The 15,360-nt window shown below is 38.2% G+C and carries 15 protein-coding genes and 1 riboswitch; of the genes, 12 read left to right on the top strand and 3 right to left on the bottom strand.

Annotated elements, in window-relative coordinates:
• Window positions 1-10 precede the first annotated feature (10 nt).
• Window positions 11-1,213: a MerR family transcriptional regulator gene (locus tag LZP85_RS07245; protein ID WP_119543333.1), complete on the bottom strand. Its 1,203-nt coding sequence runs from the start codon at window positions 1,211-1,213 to the stop codon at window positions 11-13.
• A gap of 267 nt (window positions 1,214-1,480) precedes the next feature.
• Here LZP85_RS07245 and LZP85_RS07250 point away from each other — a divergent pair, with 267 nt between their 5' ends.
• Genes LZP85_RS07250 through LZP85_RS07260 form a run of 3 tightly spaced genes read left to right on the top strand, consistent with a single transcriptional unit; the run spans window position 1,481 to window position 3,995 of the window.
• Window positions 1,481-2,260 (top strand): SDR family NAD(P)-dependent oxidoreductase, encoded by a 780-nt coding sequence (locus LZP85_RS07250; RefSeq protein WP_206782430.1) that lies wholly within the window; start codon window positions 1,481-1,483, stop codon window positions 2,258-2,260.
• A 15-nt stretch (window positions 2,261-2,275) separates the two neighbouring features.
• Window positions 2,276-2,578 carry an ArsR/SmtB family transcription factor gene (locus LZP85_RS07255; protein WP_100347654.1) on the top strand — a complete coding sequence of 101 codons (303 nt, stop codon included), beginning with the start codon at window positions 2,276-2,278 and terminating at the stop codon, window positions 2,576-2,578.
• 16 nt (window positions 2,579-2,594) lie between these two features.
• Window positions 2,595-3,995, top strand: a complete 1,401-nt coding sequence (locus LZP85_RS07260; protein ID WP_119543336.1) for an aldehyde dehydrogenase — start codon at window positions 2,595-2,597, stop codon at window positions 3,993-3,995.
• Between the two features lie 39 nt (window positions 3,996-4,034).
• Here LZP85_RS07260 and tenA read toward each other — a convergent pair whose 3' ends face one another.
• The gene (tenA, locus tag LZP85_RS07265; RefSeq protein ID WP_119543331.1) at window positions 4,035-4,724 is read right to left on the bottom strand and encodes a thiaminase II; all 690 of its coding nucleotides are present in this window, start codon (window positions 4,722-4,724) and stop codon (window positions 4,035-4,037) included.
• A gap of 111 nt (window positions 4,725-4,835) precedes the next feature.
• Window positions 4,836-4,934, bottom strand: a riboswitch (TPP riboswitch).
• Between the two features lie 395 nt (window positions 4,935-5,329).
• Here tenA and LZP85_RS07270 point away from each other — a divergent pair.
• The 4 genes from LZP85_RS07270 to LZP85_RS07285 all read left to right on the top strand — a co-directional run bounded on the left by LZP85_RS07270 (window position 5,330) and on the right by LZP85_RS07285 (window position 9,538).
• Window positions 5,330-6,706: a sodium/glutamate symporter gene (locus LZP85_RS07270; protein ID WP_025910620.1), complete on the top strand. Its 1,377-nt coding sequence runs from the start codon at window positions 5,330-5,332 to the stop codon at window positions 6,704-6,706.
• Between the two features lie 175 nt (window positions 6,707-6,881).
• Window positions 6,882-7,625 (top strand): TspO/MBR family protein, encoded by a 744-nt coding sequence (locus LZP85_RS07275; RefSeq protein WP_119543330.1) that lies wholly within the window; start codon window positions 6,882-6,884, stop codon window positions 7,623-7,625.
• Window positions 7,626-7,886: 261 nt separating this feature from the next.
• Window positions 7,887-8,066 (top strand): hypothetical protein, encoded by a 180-nt coding sequence (locus tag LZP85_RS07280; protein WP_025908856.1) that lies wholly within the window; start codon window positions 7,887-7,889, stop codon window positions 8,064-8,066.
• A 137-nt stretch (window positions 8,067-8,203) separates the two neighbouring features.
• The gene (locus tag LZP85_RS07285; RefSeq protein WP_226639849.1) at window positions 8,204-9,538 is read left to right on the top strand and encodes a sodium-dependent transporter; all 1,335 of its coding nucleotides are present in this window, start codon (window positions 8,204-8,206) and stop codon (window positions 9,536-9,538) included.
• A 38-nt stretch (window positions 9,539-9,576) separates the two neighbouring features.
• Here the strand turns inward: LZP85_RS07285 and LZP85_RS07290 are convergent, their stop codons facing one another.
• Window positions 9,577-10,152 carry a cell wall hydrolase gene (locus LZP85_RS07290; RefSeq protein WP_119543329.1) on the bottom strand — a complete coding sequence of 192 codons (576 nt, stop codon included), beginning with the start codon at window positions 10,150-10,152 and terminating at the stop codon, window positions 9,577-9,579.
• A gap of 324 nt (window positions 10,153-10,476) precedes the next feature.
• Between LZP85_RS07290 and LZP85_RS07295 the strand changes: the two genes are divergently transcribed.
• The 5 genes from LZP85_RS07295 to LZP85_RS07315 are packed head-to-tail and all read left to right on the top strand — an operon-like array spanning window position 10,477 to window position 15,343.
• Window positions 10,477-11,511: a LacI family DNA-binding transcriptional regulator gene (locus tag LZP85_RS07295; RefSeq protein ID WP_206833446.1), complete on the top strand. Its 1,035-nt coding sequence runs from the start codon at window positions 10,477-10,479 to the stop codon at window positions 11,509-11,511.
• A 53-nt stretch (window positions 11,512-11,564) separates the two neighbouring features.
• A complete protein-coding gene (locus LZP85_RS07300; protein WP_025910546.1) occupies window positions 11,565-12,290 on the top strand; it encodes a ThuA domain-containing protein in 726 nt (241 codons plus the stop codon).
• Between the two features lie 22 nt (window positions 12,291-12,312).
• Window positions 12,313-13,338: a Gfo/Idh/MocA family protein gene (locus LZP85_RS07305; RefSeq protein WP_025910544.1), complete on the top strand. Its 1,026-nt coding sequence runs from the start codon at window positions 12,313-12,315 to the stop codon at window positions 13,336-13,338.
• Between the two features lie 13 nt (window positions 13,339-13,351).
• Window positions 13,352-14,356, top strand: coding sequence for a Gfo/Idh/MocA family protein (locus LZP85_RS07310; protein ID WP_061786618.1), 1,005 nt, complete (start codon window positions 13,352-13,354; stop codon window positions 14,354-14,356).
• An 18-nt stretch (window positions 14,357-14,374) separates the two neighbouring features.
• Entirely contained in the window at window positions 14,375-15,343 is a 969-nt protein-coding gene (locus tag LZP85_RS07315; protein ID WP_025910540.1) for a sugar phosphate isomerase/epimerase family protein, read from the top strand.
• Window positions 15,344-15,360: the final 17 nt, after the last annotated feature.

Here is a 15,360-nt window from a genome sequence, read left to right on the forward strand (position 1 = left end):
ACTTTACTTATTATGATAAAAAGAGCTTCCACCACTTTCGCTTTCTTTTCATATCAGCAGCAGCTGTTTGGCGAAATGTTTGAACAAAATCATTGAACATTTCTTCTCGCTCAGACACATTTTGGCGGTGAAGCTTTCTTTCTTTTTCCATTTCTTTCAAATAGTAAACGCGCTCTTCATTCATGGAATCAATTAAATCTCGCAGTTCTTCTGTCGTATGGCTAGAAGAATTAGAGAGCTTTTCGACCATAAATTTAACTTGATTCATTGCAACCGTAGAATTGCTAGAAAAGCGATCAAGTAAATATTGCATCTCTTTTGATGATTCATCGGCATTCGCTACAATATCTTTCATATACAATTTCATTTCTTCAGCGCTTTGCTCTGCGGTATGAGACTGTTCATCCATAATGGACGAGATTTCATCCAATGCTTTTTCATTGGCACGGATAATTTTCTTAGACATATTCTCGACTTCTTTAGCGTTACGTTCTGAAGACTCAGAGATAACAGCTCCCACCGTTTCAACCATTTCGTACGTTTGATTAGCGCTTTTTTCAAGCTCTTTTTTTACTTCACCAACAATTTCTTCACGTACTTCGTTACGCATTCCTTCACGCATTTCTTTTAATAAATCATCTTTAAATGAATTTAATACTTCAAAAACATCCTCGTAGCGTCGAACCGCTTCTACAAGTTCTCCTTGCAATATTTCTCGTTCTTGTACGATAACGTCATTAGAAGAGACGGGTTCTGATTCATTAGCATGAAGATGACTTTGTTTGTTTAGTAGCTCTTCATTAGACACGTTCGCTTTCTCTTCGGTAATTGGTTCTTCAATAGGCGGGTGAGCTTCCTTTTCATCTATTTCCTCAATTCTGTCTTCAGGTTTCTCAAGGGATTCTGACTCTACATCTTCGTTCGTCTCTGCAGACGACACTTCGTCAACTGTAGGAGCAGCTTCTTCATAGACCGTCTGCGTTTCTTGGCTCACTAGCTGTATGTATTCTTTCACTTCATCTAAGGTGCAGTTTTCAGCAAATAGCTGGTTAATATCACTGAGCAACTCAATTTTGTCCTCAGTATATACACGTGCTCCATCTCTTCGCTCAATATATAAATAACCCTGTAAGGAACTTTCCCACCCTTTTAATGTGCGACGATCTATATCTAGGCGGTCACATACAGCTTTAATTGTATAAATTTCAGTCATTTTTTTTCCTCCTCTAATTCTTTCCTAATAATAAAAAGTATGTACTAGCTTGATTTTCGTTGTATGTTGTATTCACCATATCTAACTAATTTTTCCTGCTAGGTGACAAAGGTTGTCAAAACTAGACGACATTAGCCTTTTATGTAAACAAAAAGAGAAATTTGTAAAATGCTCGTATGTATAAAAAGTTGACAGTATAAACTAAGTTCGATAAGATATGTTCAAATGTTTAAGTTTTTAAACATATAAACGCAAGGGGTGTTTTAAATGGAAAAAGGATATGCTTTGATTACAGGTGCGTCAGGTGGAATTGGAAGACAATTGGCATATCATTTTGCGGAAGATGGCTATTCACTCGTATTAGTAGCACGTAGTAAAGAAAATCTGGAAGAGTTAAAGAAAGAGCTTGAAAATAACTATTCAATTTCTGTTTTAATTAGTATAAAAGATCTTTCTAAACAAGAAGAGGCGTTAAAGCTTTACGATGAAATAAAGCAACAACGTATTACGGTTCAGTTTCTAGTCAACAATGCTGGCTTCGGTTTATATGGTACATTTATCGAGACATCTTGGGCTGAAGAAGCAGATATGATTGACTTAAATATAAAAACGCTCACGTATTTAACGAAGCTATTCTTACCAGAAATGGTGGAGCGTAACGAAGGGCGAATTCTTAACATTGCATCAGTAGCTTCTTTTTTACCTGGACCATTGATGGCTGTTTACTATGCAACAAAGGCCTATGTTTTATCGTTTACTGAAGCGTTGGAGAATGAGTTGAAAGATACTAATATAACCATTAGTGCGCTTTGCCCGGGGCCTACTAAGACGGGCTTTAGTGACCGAGCTAATTTAAGTAGCTCAAAATTATTTGAATCAGGGGCTCTCCATGTGGAAGATGTAGCGAAAGTAGGTTATGAACAATTCATGAGAGGGAAAACGATTATTATACCTGGAGCAAAGTTTAAAGTAGCAACTATGCTGCCGAGGTTTTTCCCACGTAAGCTTATTACAAAAGTTGTAAGAAGTATCCAAGAAGTTAAGTAAGAGAGGATAGGTAGCATGAGTACACGCGCAGTGGAATTATTTCGATCAAGTATTCCTGTTTTTCAAGCACTAAGCGATTCAGCGAGACAGGACATTATTTTATTATTAGCAGAAAAGGAACCACTAACGGTCAATGAAATCGCAAAAGAATCAACCCTCTCTCGACCAGCAGTTTCTCATCATTTAAAAATATTACGTGATCAAAAGCTTGTAAGTATTGAGCAAAAAGGAACGCAACGTTATTATTCACTCGCATTAGAAGATGCGGTAGGGCTATTAAAGGAATTAATTTCAACAGTTGAAAAAGAATGTTTATGATCAAAGAGGTGAAGAAATGAAGCATAGTGAGTATTACGTTACAGATGAGAACATTATCAGCAATATTGTTGAAAAGCAAAAGCGGTACTTCTATGAACAAAAGACAAAGTCCAAAGCCGTGCGAGTGCAGGCACTAAAGGATTTGCAATCCATGATTAAATCCAATGAAGAAGTAATTATGGAGGCGTTGAAAAAAGATTTAAACAAATCAGAAATAGAAGCCTATGCTTCTGAGATTGGCATTTTGTTAGAAGAAATTCGCTTTACGCTAAAGCATTTAGACGGCTGGATGAAGTCTAAAAAAGCAAAGACAGTCATGACTCATATTGGTTCAAAAGGATATATCATCCCGGAACCTTACGGAGTGACGCTCATTATTGCACCGTGGAACTACCCGTTTCAACTAGCTATTTCACCATTAATTGGCGCTATTGCAGCGGGCAATACAGCAATTATTAAGCCGTCGGAACTGACGCCTAATGTTTCAAGGGTAATGGAAGAATTGCTTGCCAAAACGTTTGACCCTTCGTTTGTTACAGTTATAGAAGGAGCTGTGGAAACGACTCAAATCTTATTGAAGCAACCGCTGGATTATATTTTCTTTACAGGAAGCGTCAATGTTGGAAAAGTCATTATGCAAGAAGCAGGAAAGCAGCTCATTCCAGTCACGTTAGAGCTAGGAGGTAAGAGCCCTTGTATTGTGCATAGAGATGCAAATGTTGAACTTGCGGCTAAGCGCATCATGTTTGGTAAAAGTATGAATGCTGGTCAAACATGCGTTGCTCCAGACTACTTGTTAGTTCATAAAGACGTAAAGGTTCAGCTTATTGCACAGCTACAGAAAGCCGTAACGCAGTTTTATGGCGAAGATGCACTCACAAGCGGGCGTTATGGCAGAATTGTCAGTGAGAGACACTTCGATCGTTTAATTGAGTTTTTACAAGATGGAAAAGCTGTAATTGGCGGTAATTATAATGAAGAAACGCTCCAGATTGCTCCAACCGTCTTAGACGAAGTAAAATGGGATTCAAGCGTTATGCAAGACGAAATTTTCGGTCCAATTTTACCTCTTATTGAATATGAAAGTGTAGATGAGGTCGTAAGTGCAGTTCATCAAAAAGCAAAGCCGCTAGCTCTATATTTGTTTTCAGAAAGTGAAGAGGTTCAGCAGCAAATTATTAACACGGTTTCATTTGGGGGAGGGTGCATTAACGATACGATTATGCACCTGGCAACGCCGCACCTGCCATTTGGAGGAGTTGGAGAGAGTGGAATCGGTCAATATCACGGTGAGGCAAGCTTTAAAACGTTTTCACACTTTAAAAGCGTGCTGAAGCAAACAACAAAGTTTGATTTTGCCTTTAAGTATCCGTCTGATAACCAAAGTCTAAAAACGATTAAAAAGTTTTTGAAATAACGTCAAACGAAAGGGCTTCTTTATAAGAAGCCCTGTTTGTTATGAGTGCACGATGGTTTGAGATAGAGGCCATTGCTCTTGTTTGTAGGCCATGTCCCAAAATAGATACTCAAGTTCGCAACTTTTGATAAAATGCTCTTTCATACGTCTACGTTCCTCAGCTGAAGCTTTTTCTGCTAACTCATCTAATTTGTCACAAAACCATTTTGTCGTTTCTTTCATTTCTCCATTGGTATAAAAGGAAATCCATTCGTAAAAAGGGTGATCCGGTGTTAAGTTCACTTCGCTTGCAATGCGCTCGCCAATTTCAACGTATGTCCATGGACATGGCAGTAGCACAGCAATAATTTCACCTAGTGTCCCTGTATGTGCGACCGTCATCATGTGACTAATATAATGATTTGCTGTTGGTGCTAAGGGCTGATGCTTCATATCTTCATAACGAATGCCAGCTACTTTACAAAAATTATTATGAGGATGGACTTCACTATGTAAAACAATTGAAATACCGTTATTAAACACTTCCATTTCATCACGGGTACTACATTTTGTTAACGCCGCACCGTATATGCGAACAAAAGCAGTTAAATATTCATAATCCTGTGACACATAATGAATTAAAGCTTCTTTTGGAACTTTTCCTTCCTTAATACCTGCAACAAATGGATGTTGCAAGATGGCATCGTAAATGTAAGCTGCTTCTTTGCGTAATTGAGCTGAAAATGACAATTGATATTCCTCCCTAATTGAATCCACAAGGAACGCACTTATAAACGTAGGCAATAACAAAAAAACACCCCATTATATGGAGTGGTAAAGACAGTTGTTGGTGTATTACACGACAACGCCGTACCACTTTCCTACGCTGGTATAAGCCAGATCAGGTTCAAAGGGATCAAGATTCCTTGTCTCAGCCAAACGGCACCCCTAGTGGATTCTTTCATTTTATTCTTATTCAATTTAACATAAAAAAAAGAATTATACAAAAGTTTAGAAAGAATGGTTCAAAAGTAACGGAAAGTAGTAGTTTGAATAGTGATATTTTTTAAAAAATAAACGAGATAAATTACCTATGAAACTAGTAACTAAACGATTGAAGTAGTTAATGAAAAAATGAGAAAATTGTCACGAATCTTGTCGGAATGTGCAAAGGCTGTGCTATCATGCTATAATAATTGTAAGCTCGTTACGTTTAAACAAGCTCAATTAAAGAATTAAGCTACAAATTGAAGAGGTATTTAGCTGAAGCTAAATGGCCTTTTCAGTTTGCCTAGTTTAATATAAATTAGTCCTGTCAATTTAGTAGGAATTATATTTTTTAAGGAGGTTGTTTAATGAATCTATCAGCATGGGATTTATTTGTGGATCTTGGTTTCATCTCACTGTTATTAGTGGCTGGTACCATTATTCGAGCAAAGGTCAGGTGGGTACAAAACTTATTTTTACCTGCGAGTATTATTGCCGGAATATTGGGTTTAGCATTAGGGCCAAACGGTATTGGCCTCATTCCATTCACTGATCAAATTGGAACTTATCCAGGTATTCTAATCGCGGTTATTTTTGGTGCAATTCCAATTGCAACTCAAAGTGTAAAGTTTAAAGAAATAGCGGGTCGCGTAGGTAGTATGTGGTCGTATTCTCAAATGATTATGCTAGCAATGTGGGGCGTCGGTTTACTATTTTCATTGCTGCTATTAAATAACGTTTGGGGAGATTTAAACTTAGGATTTGGCTTGTTATTAGCAGCAGGATTTATCGGTGGACATGGAACAGCGGCTGCTGTCGGAGACGCGTTTGCAAAGCAAGGATGGGAAGAAGGGTTATCGCTAGCGATGACATCAGCAACAATTGGTGTTATTTGCTCAATCGTAGTAGGGTTGGCGTTCATTAAATATTATTCGAAAAAAGGTGAAACAAATTATCTTGCAAGATTTGAAGACTTACCACGAGAATTAAGAACAGGATTAATCCCCCCTGAAAAGCGCACTTCTACAAAAATGGATACGGTATCATCGATTGCTGTTGATCCACTTGTCTTACATGTGGCTTTAGTGACAATTATCGCATTAGGTGGCTACTATTTAAGTGAGCTAGGTCAAACGTTGTTGCCTTCAGTAACAATACCGGCTTTTTCACTAGCTTTTCTTGTAGGTTTAGCTATTAAAGGTATTATGAAGAAAACGAATAGCGATCAGTATATTAATGCAGATGTAATGAACAGAATTAGTGGAAGTGCAACAGACTTCTTAGTTGCGTTTGGTATTGCTTCTATTAGTTTATCAGCGGTAGCAAGCTATATTGTACCTTTTGCACTGTTATTATTATTCGGTCTGTTGTTTGCATGGTTTGTATTCCGAGTTCTTTCTGGCAAGTTCTTTGGTCCAATTTGGTTTGAACGAGGAATTTTCACTTGGGGATGGATTACAGGAACAACGGCAATGGGAATCGCACTATTGCGTATCGCGGATCCTGAAAGCAAAAGTAAAACACTCGATGATTACGCGTTGGCATATATACCGATTGCGCCGGTAGAGATTCTCCTTATTACATTTGCTCCATTAATGATTGCAACGAGCCAGCATTGGTTGTTTGTGCTTATTACAATTGGAGCAAGCATAGCTATTTATTTATTTGCCATGTTAAGAGGATGGGTTAAAAACGAAAAGAAATCATCCAGTCAATCAAGAAGTATAGAAGCAAACTCAAAATAACAACTCAGCCTAAGGCTGAGTTGTTATTTTTTTAGGAGTCAAAAGGCCTATTCTAAGAAAAATTGTTAACGAGTGCATAAATTTAGGTCAGACGAGGTATTAATGAAGAGAAGCTACTATTTTATCTTTTTAGCTAGAACAACTATATTTACATCTACAGGAAAGGAGAAATAGTATGGCAAATTTTCGTTTTTATAGTATCTTAAATGCGATTGGTTTAGTTCTTGTGTTAATCGTAAACTATTTAGCGAACGCTTTACCAATAGGTGGTCAAACTACAGGTGAAGTATCTGATAGCGTACCAACACTGTTTACGCCAGCAGGCTATGCGTTTGCGATATGGGGCCTAATTTATACGCTTCTAATTATCTGGATTATTCGTCAATTTATTGCGAGAGAAGATCAAAAAGAAATCTATGCGAAAATTGGTATTTGGTTCTTCATTAGTTGTTTACTAAATAGTGCATGGATTTTTATCTTTCAATATCGTTACTTTACTCTTGCTTTACTCGTCATCGTTCTATTCTTAGTAACGCTAATGATTATTTACTCCATCATTCAAAATTCCAGAATGACAACATGGTTTATGAGGCTGCCGATTTCTATTTATATTGGCTGGGTATCCGTAGCAACAATTGTTAATGTCTTTGTTGTATTCCAAGCTAATGGAATCGAAACGCTGTTTGGTTTAGGTGAACAGACGTGGGCAATCATTATGCTTGTAGTGGGCGGAATATTAGGCGTTTTGTTTACAAGAAAAAACAGAGATATCGCATACTCACTCGTATTCATATGGGCTTTTATTGCAATTTCTGTTAAGCAAAGCGCATACTCAGGGATTGTAACAACAGTTTGGGTTGTAGTCGTAATATTGGCACTTAATATCATTGTTCAGCTCATTCATAATTATCGAAAGTGAAGAAATCCTAGCGATTGCTAGGGTTTCTTTTTTTCGTTACGATCCTCTAATAAAGAAGATGTGAAACCGATTAAGCAAATCAATATGCCAAAAGGGACAACAATGGGAATAAAAGATAAAATAAAGGCCATTCTGTACCCTCCTTTACACCAAACGGATTTTATATATAAATATGTGAAGAAGAAAAAAATAGTCTTGGATGTTTAAAGGGATTCATTCAAGGCTATATCATAAGTAATAAAGTAAAAGAGGAGCTTAAAAATGACGTATTTAGTAGCTTATACAGATAAAGAAAACATGGAGTACAGTCAAATTACATGTAAAGATTATGCAGAAGCGGAAAGAGAGGTCCTTCGATTAGAAAAAGCAGGACATTTGCATATTGAAATTATTTCGAATCAAGAAGCATATGACGGTGACGAGTCTTCTTTTCGCGAATAGCTAGAACAAAAAAGTTATTGTAAAAAAATGAAACAAGCAGTGTTTTTCTTGAAAAAATGCAATAGAGAATGATTTTCTCTTCAATATATGATAAAGTACTATTCAGATGAGTATAGAAGAGGAGAGAATTTGGTTATATGAGTAAAGCAAATCAGTGGTCTTCACGTTTAGGATTCGTATTAGCATCTGCAGGTGCTGCGATCGGTCTTGGTGCCATTTGGAAATTTCCCTATGTGACTGGGACAAGCGGTGGAGGAGCATTCTTTTTATTGTTTGTACTGTTTACGCTCTTTATCGGGTTACCGTTGTTGTTAGCGGAATTTATTATTGGTAGGCATACTGGAAAAGAAGCGATTAGTGCATATAAAGCAATTGCCCCCAACACAGCTTGGGTTTGGATTGGACGAGTAGGCGTTATCAGCTGTCTGGTCTTGTTGTCTTTTTACAGCGTTGTAGGCGGATGGATTATTCTTTATACCATTATGAGTCTTAGTGGACTACTTACTGGAAAAGAGTATGGTGCACTTTTTAATACGGTTATTGCAGAGCCTTATCTAGTAATTGGAGCTCAGGCTTTATTTTTGATTATTAATGTATATGTTGTATCAAGAGGAGTTCAAAAAGGGATTGAGCGTACAAACAAATATATGATGCCTTTGTTATTTATTTGTTTTTTAATTATCGTTGTTCGCTCGTTAACGCTAGATGGGGCAATGGAAGGTATAGAGTTCTTTTTGAAGCCTGATTTTAGTGCCATTACAGGTACATCTGTTTTGTACGCATTAGGGCAGTCTTTCTTTTCTCTATGCGTAGGTTTATCTTGCATGGTTACTTATAGTTCTTATTTAGGAAAAGATATAAGCTTAACAAAATCTGCCGGTTCCATCTCTGTTTTAAATCTGGTTGTATCACTTCTCGCTGGGTTAGCTATTTTTCCTGCCGTATTTGCATTAGGCATGGAACCAACAGAAGGGCCAGGATTGCTTTTTGTTGTATTGCCACAAGTGTTTGAGCAAGTACCATTCGGCCCTGTATTTTTAGCACTATTTTTGCTGTTATTTTTATTTGCAACGTTAACTTCATCTTTTTCACTTTTAGAAATTATTGTGGCGGCTCTTACAAAAGAAAAGCAGGAGAAGCGTCCAAAATCTGCAGTGTTAGCAGGAGCTATTGTCTTTCTTGTTGGGTTGCCTTCAGCGCTGTCATTTGGTGTCTTAAAGCACATCACGGTGTTTGGTAGAAACATCTTTGATACAGCAGATTTCTTTGTAAGTAACTTAATGCTTCCCATTGGAAGTCTTTTAATCGCTATTTTTATTACATGGAAAATGAAAAAAGAGCACGTGTTTGAAGAATTTAAAACGGGAAGCCCAAAATTTGAAAGGTTATTTTCAACGTGGTTTATCCTAGTTAAATATATTTTGCCATTCATTATTATTGTGGTTTTATTTAATTTAGCTAGTGCCTACTAGGTAAAAAAGCACTCCAAAAGGAGTGCTTTTTTCATTTGTTATTTTGCAAAAACATGATCACCGATTGTAGTAGTGACTTCTTTTTGACGTAACCATTGATTATCTGTTTTTGAAGGGTTAAAGAAGAAGAGAGAACCGCTACCTCCCCCATGTAATGCTAACGCTTCGTTTACTGCTTTTTTCGCTTCAGCATCAGCTGGCTTGTTAATTTCACCATTGCTTACAGGTTCAAACTGGCCTTTTTGGTAAATGACTTCACGAATAGAATTTGGGAACGCATCATCATCGACACGGTTTAAGATAACAGTCGCAACGGCAACCTTTCCAGCGTAAGGCTCTCCTTTTGCTTCTGCATGTATAATGCGAGCTAATAGATCTTTGTCTGTACTGCTAATTGAGCTTGGGATTTTTAGTGTTTCATTGATTGCAAGTGCGTCAGTTTCTTTGTTGTTTTCAGCTTTTAAATCTTTAATAGAGACACCATATTCCATCCCAATTTTATAAAGGGACTCGCCGCTGTCTACGCGATGCGTTGTTTCCGCTGCGCTTGCTGAATGCCCTAATCCGAGCATAGGTACTGTTAAAGCACCAATAATAGCTAACTTTTTCCACATAGTTTTATAACCTCCGATGTGTAGTGTCTTAGCGTGCACGTTCTAAAGAGTAACAGCATATGAGGTGTCTTGTCATTAATGAAAACATACCAGTCTAGGAAGATATTAAATAAATTTAACAATAATCGTAATAAATGTACACATCCTTAACGAACAGTCAGCTTTTCACTTTAATAGAGTGAGATAAAGAAGAAGAGTAACTGTACGTAAAGGTCTGCTAAGTGTAAAGAACCATTCTTATTTTTTAAAAAGAGGATTGACTTGAAATTTAAGGTGACTTATAATGAGCGTGTAACTAGTTAACCGTTTAACTGGAGTGGGTATATGAATGGGAAAATAACGATTCGAGATGTTGCAAAGCACGCAGGAGTTTCTCCCGCAGCTGTATCTTATGTGTTAAATGGTATTAACAAAGTATCAGATGAAACAAAGCAGCGAATTTTGAAAGCGGTTAAAGAGCTTGAATATGAACCAAATCTAACCGCAGTAAGCTTATCAAAGCGGAAATCAAATGTCATTGCGGTTATGTTTCCGTTAGTGAACGATTCCCTTGTTACGATTTTTAAAGATAATCACTATCAAAGTGAAATGATTAGTGGAATCGAATACGTACTTCGTAAAAATGGATATGATTTACTCATTTCAGGTGTGCAAAGCCCAAGTGAATGTATGAAATGGATTCGGAAGCGAAACGTAGATGGCCTCTTATTTTTAGGGGTATTTCCAAATCGTTTATACGAAGAGATGAAAGCGTTATCCAAGCCTATCGTGTTAGTGGATACATACGATAAGTACGAGCGTTATTTCAATCATATTACGATGAACGACGAGGAAGGTGGCTACCAGGCTACGAAACATTTAATTGATCTAGGGCACAGTGCGATTGGTTTCATTGCGCACCGAATGACAAATAGCCCCATCGACTATAAGCGGTTTATTGGCTACGAAAAAGCGCTCAAAGCAGCGGGAATCAAGCCGTGCAAATCACATGTATTCGAAGCGTTAGATAGTTCATTTGAAAATGGATACAGGATGGGAAAAGAGTTATTATCACGTCCACATTCTATGTCTGCATTCTTTGCTTCATCTGATACGCTAGCATTAGGAATAATGAAAGCGCTACAAGAAGAAGGTAAGCGCATACCAGAAGACTATTCAATTGTGGGATTTGATGATTTAACGTTTAGTAGTTATGCTACACCTAGCTTAACTACGGTACGTCAAGATGTATTTAATAAAGGATCGGTGGCTGCCACAGCAATCATTCAAGCAATTGAAAATGACACTACCGCACTTCAGCATATTCGACTGTCGACGGAGCTTATTCATCGAGAGTCCACGGCTAAAAAGAAAGGGTAAGTGGTAGGTTAATCGGTTCACTAAAAGTTAATGATGACAAAGGGGATATAAAAATGACAAAAGTAACGGTATGGAATGAGAATCGTCACGAACAAAAAAATCCAGTTGTAAGAGAAGTTTATCCGGAAGGAATTCACGGCGCCATCGCTTCATTTTTACAAGAAGCTGGCTATGCAACTGCAACAGCTACGCTGGATGAGCCTGAGCATGGATTAACTGATGAAGTTCTTGAAAATACTGATGTGCTTGTATGGTGGGGACATTTAGCTCATGAAGAAGTATCTGATGAGATTGTCCAAAAAGTACAGCAACGCGTGTTGGATGGTATGGGACTAATCGTCTTACATTCGGGGCATTTTTCAAAAATCTTTAAAACATTAATGGGAACAAGCTGTGATTTAAAATGGCGTGAAGCAGATGAAAAAGAGCGTTTATGGGTTATAGATCCTTCTCACCCAATTGCAGAAGGTATTTCAGAATTTATTGAACTTGAGCGTGAAGAAATGTATGGAGAGCACTTTGATATCCCAGCTCCAGATGAACTTGTTTTCACAAGTTGGTTTGAAGGCGGAGAAGTCTTCCGCAGTGGATGCACGTATAAGCGTGGAAATGGGAAGGTATTTTACTTCCGACCAGGACATGAAACATACCCAACTTACCACCATAAAGATATCCAACGTGTAATTGTAAACGCTGTAAATTGGGCGAAGCCTGTTGATCGCAAGCGTCCAGTATACGGAAACGCTCAGCCACTTGAAAAAATTACGGTGAAAAACTAAAGAATTAAAGGGGAGAAGAATAATGGAGAAATTAAAAGTAGCGGTTATCGGTTGTGGAAGTATTGCTCAGTATCGCCATCTACCAGAATATAAAATGAACAAAGATGTAGAGCTAGTAGCAGTTTGCGATATTAACGAAGAGCGTGTCAATAAAGTAGCAAGTGAATACGGCGTAAAGGCTTATACAAGTTATGAAGAGCTGTTAGCAAGTGGAACGGTAGATGCAGTTAGCGTTTGTACACCGAACTACCTGCATGCTCCTATCTCGGTTGTAGCATTAAACAGCGGAGTACATGTTTTGTGCGAAAAGCCAATGGCAACGTCAAAAGAATCAGCTGAAGCAATGATTGAAGCGGCTAAAGCCAACAACAAAAAGCTTATGATTGCTCATAATCAACGCTTTGTAGCATCTCATCAAAAAGCACGCCAATTAATTGAAAACGGCGAAGTTGGAAGGATCTATAGCTTCCGTACAGCTTTCGGACACGGTGGTCCAGAAGGTTGGAGCGTAGATGGTAAAGACAGCTGGTTCTTTAGAAAAGAAGAAGCATTTATTGGAGCGATGGGAGATTTAGGTGTTCATAAAACTGACTTGCTTCGCTACATTTTAGGAGAAGAAATCGTTGAAGTTGGTGCATTTGTCGAAACAACTGCAAAAGACTTTGGCGACGTAGATGATAATGCTGTGTGCGTACTAAAAACAGAAAGCGGTATTGTGGGTACGCTAGCAGCAAGCTGGGCGTACACAAGCAAAGAAGATAATTCAACAATCATTTATGGCGAAAAAGCAATTCTTCGCCTAGAAGATGATCCAAACTATTCATTAGTAGTTCAATACACAACTGGGGAAGTTGTGAAGTACGAGTTAGGAAAAATTCAATCAAATGATGATGGTGGTCAAAGCAACTCTCACGTTGTTGAAAAATTTGTGGATGCAATCATTAACGATACCGAAACACCGGTTTCCGGCGAAGAAGGATTTAAGTCATTAGCTGTTATTTTGGCTGCTCTTGAGTCAAGTGAAACAAAACAAATTAAGCAAGTGTAATGAGGTGACAGCTGTGAAAGTAGGAATTATTGGAGTGGGCGGCATTGCAGTAGGCCGCCACATTCCCGCATTTAAACAGCTACAGGATGAGTGTGAGATTGTGGCTGTAAGTGATATTAACGCTGAGCGTGCAACAGAAGTAGCAAATGAGCATAATATTCCACACGTATTTATTGATTACAAAGACATGTTTGCAGAAGTCGATGCTGTTTGCATTTGTACACCGAATAAATTCCATGCTGAATACGCAGTAGAAGCGTTAAAAGCGGGTGTTCATGTGCTATGTGAAAAGCCAATGGCCTTATCGAAAGCTGAATGTGAGCAGATGATTCAAGAAGCGAAGAAAGCAGATAAAGTGTTAGCAATTGCCTATCATTATCGATTCATGCAGGAAGCACAGGCGGCTAAAAAAAGCATGGACGAAGTGGGGAAACCACTTGTTGCGCGAGTACGAGCAATGAGACGCCGAAAGGTACCAGGATGGGGCGTGTTTACTAATAAAGAGCTGCAAGGTGGAGGGAGCTTAATCGACTACGGCTGTCATCTTCTTGACTTAGCTGTATGGCTAATGGGGAATCCAAGCCATACAGAAGTAGTGGGATCTACGTATAACGACTTAAGCCGTTCACCCAACCAGCTAAATCAGTGGGGTACGTTTAATCACGAAACGTTTGAAGTAGATGACCACGTCACAGCCTATGTCAAATTTGATAACGGTGCATCTTTGTTACTTGAAACATCTTGGTCAGCTAACATAGCAGATGACGAAGAGCATGTAAGCATCTCTGGTGTTAATGGAGGCATCAATGTATTCCCGTTTGAATTATATACATCCAAAAATGGCATGTTGTTAAATAGCCAAGCAGCTTGGATAGACGGGGAAGAAAACTTTAGCTTATTACAAGCGAACAATTTTATTAATGCTTGTAAAGGTAAAGAGGATCTCGTTGTAAAGCCGGAAGAAGCGCTTCAAACATCAGCAATCATCGATGCTATTTATAATAGTAGTAAGAAGTAAAAAAAGGGGGAAAACAAGGTGAAACTAGGGGTATTTACCGTATTATTTGCAGATAAATCATTTGAAGAAATGCTTGATACTGTCAAAGCAGCTGGGCTTCATGCAGTGGAAATTGGAACAGGAGGCTATCCTGGAAACAATCATTGTCCATTAGATGAGCTGTTAGAAGATGAAGCCGCACGAACAGCATATAAAAATCAAATTACAAATCGTGGATTAACGATTAGCGCATTTAGTTGTCATGGAAACCCAATCTCACCAGAGGTTAATTTTGCAAAAGAATCTCATGAAACGCTATTAAAAACGATTAAACTAGCTTCGCTACTGGATGTCCCAGTTGTAAATTGTTTTTCAGGGACAGCAGGTGATCATGAGGGGGCGAAATATCCAAACTGGCCCGTTACGCCTTGGCCAAATGAGTATGGTGATGTTTTAAAGTGGCAGTGGGAAGAAAAATTAATTCCTTATTGGAAAGAAGTAGGCGCTTATGCACAAGAGAACAATGTGAAAATTGGTTTGGAGCTTCACGGTGGATTTTTAGTACATACACCGTATACATTATTAAAGCTACGTGAAGAAACATGCGATGCAATCGGTGCAAACTTAGACCCAAGTCATTTGTGGTGGCAAGGAATTGATCCTGTTGCAGCCATTAAAATTCTGGCTAAAGAAAATGCGATTCATCACTTCCATGCAAAAGATACGTATTTGGATCAAGAAAACATTAATATGTATGGATTAACAGATATGCAGCCTTATGGTGAAGTTCGCTCTCGTGCATGGACGTTCCGTTCAGTAGGATGTGGACATAGCTTAACAGAATGGTCGGATATGATGAGCGCTTTACGTACGTATGGATATGATTATGTTGTAAGCATAGAGCATGAAGACCCGATTATGTCAATTAATGAAGGGTTTAAGCGTGCCGTAACAAACCTTCAAAGTATTTTAATTGAAGAGCAACCTTCACAAATGTGGTGGGTATAAATAAAACAACGCACTTT

The organism is Priestia flexa, from assembly GCF_021441905.1.
Taxonomy (GTDB): Bacteria; Bacillota; Bacilli; order Bacillales; family Bacillaceae_H; genus Priestia; species Priestia flexa.

Bases quoted from the DNA above. Each gene is read 5' to 3' on its own strand.
- LZP85_RS07245 (WP_119543333.1), bottom strand. From the start codon at position 1,213: ATGACTGAAATTTATACAATTAAAGCTGTATGTGACCGCCTAGATATA.
- LZP85_RS07250 (WP_206782430.1), top strand. From the start codon at position 1,481: ATGGAAAAAGGATATGCTTTGATTACAGGTGCGTCAGGTGGAATTGGA.
- LZP85_RS07255 (WP_100347654.1), top strand. From the start codon at position 2,276: ATGAGTACACGCGCAGTGGAATTATTTCGATCAAGTATTCCTGTTTTT.
- LZP85_RS07260 (WP_119543336.1), top strand. From the start codon at position 2,595: ATGAAGCATAGTGAGTATTACGTTACAGATGAGAACATTATCAGCAAT.
- LZP85_RS07270 (WP_025910620.1), top strand. From the start codon at position 5,330: ATGAATCTATCAGCATGGGATTTATTTGTGGATCTTGGTTTCATCTCA.
- LZP85_RS07275 (WP_119543330.1), top strand. From the start codon at position 6,882: ATGGCAAATTTTCGTTTTTATAGTATCTTAAATGCGATTGGTTTAGTT.
- LZP85_RS07280 (WP_025908856.1), top strand. From the start codon at position 7,887: ATGACGTATTTAGTAGCTTATACAGATAAAGAAAACATGGAGTACAGT.
- LZP85_RS07285 (WP_226639849.1), top strand. From the start codon at position 8,204: ATGAGTAAAGCAAATCAGTGGTCTTCACGTTTAGGATTCGTATTAGCA.
- LZP85_RS07290 (WP_119543329.1), bottom strand. From the start codon at position 10,152: ATGTGGAAAAAGTTAGCTATTATTGGTGCTTTAACAGTACCTATGCTC.
- LZP85_RS07295 (WP_206833446.1), top strand. From the start codon at position 10,477: ATGAATGGGAAAATAACGATTCGAGATGTTGCAAAGCACGCAGGAGTT.
- LZP85_RS07300 (WP_025910546.1), top strand. From the start codon at position 11,565: ATGACAAAAGTAACGGTATGGAATGAGAATCGTCACGAACAAAAAAAT.
- LZP85_RS07305 (WP_025910544.1), top strand. From the start codon at position 12,313: ATGGAGAAATTAAAAGTAGCGGTTATCGGTTGTGGAAGTATTGCTCAG.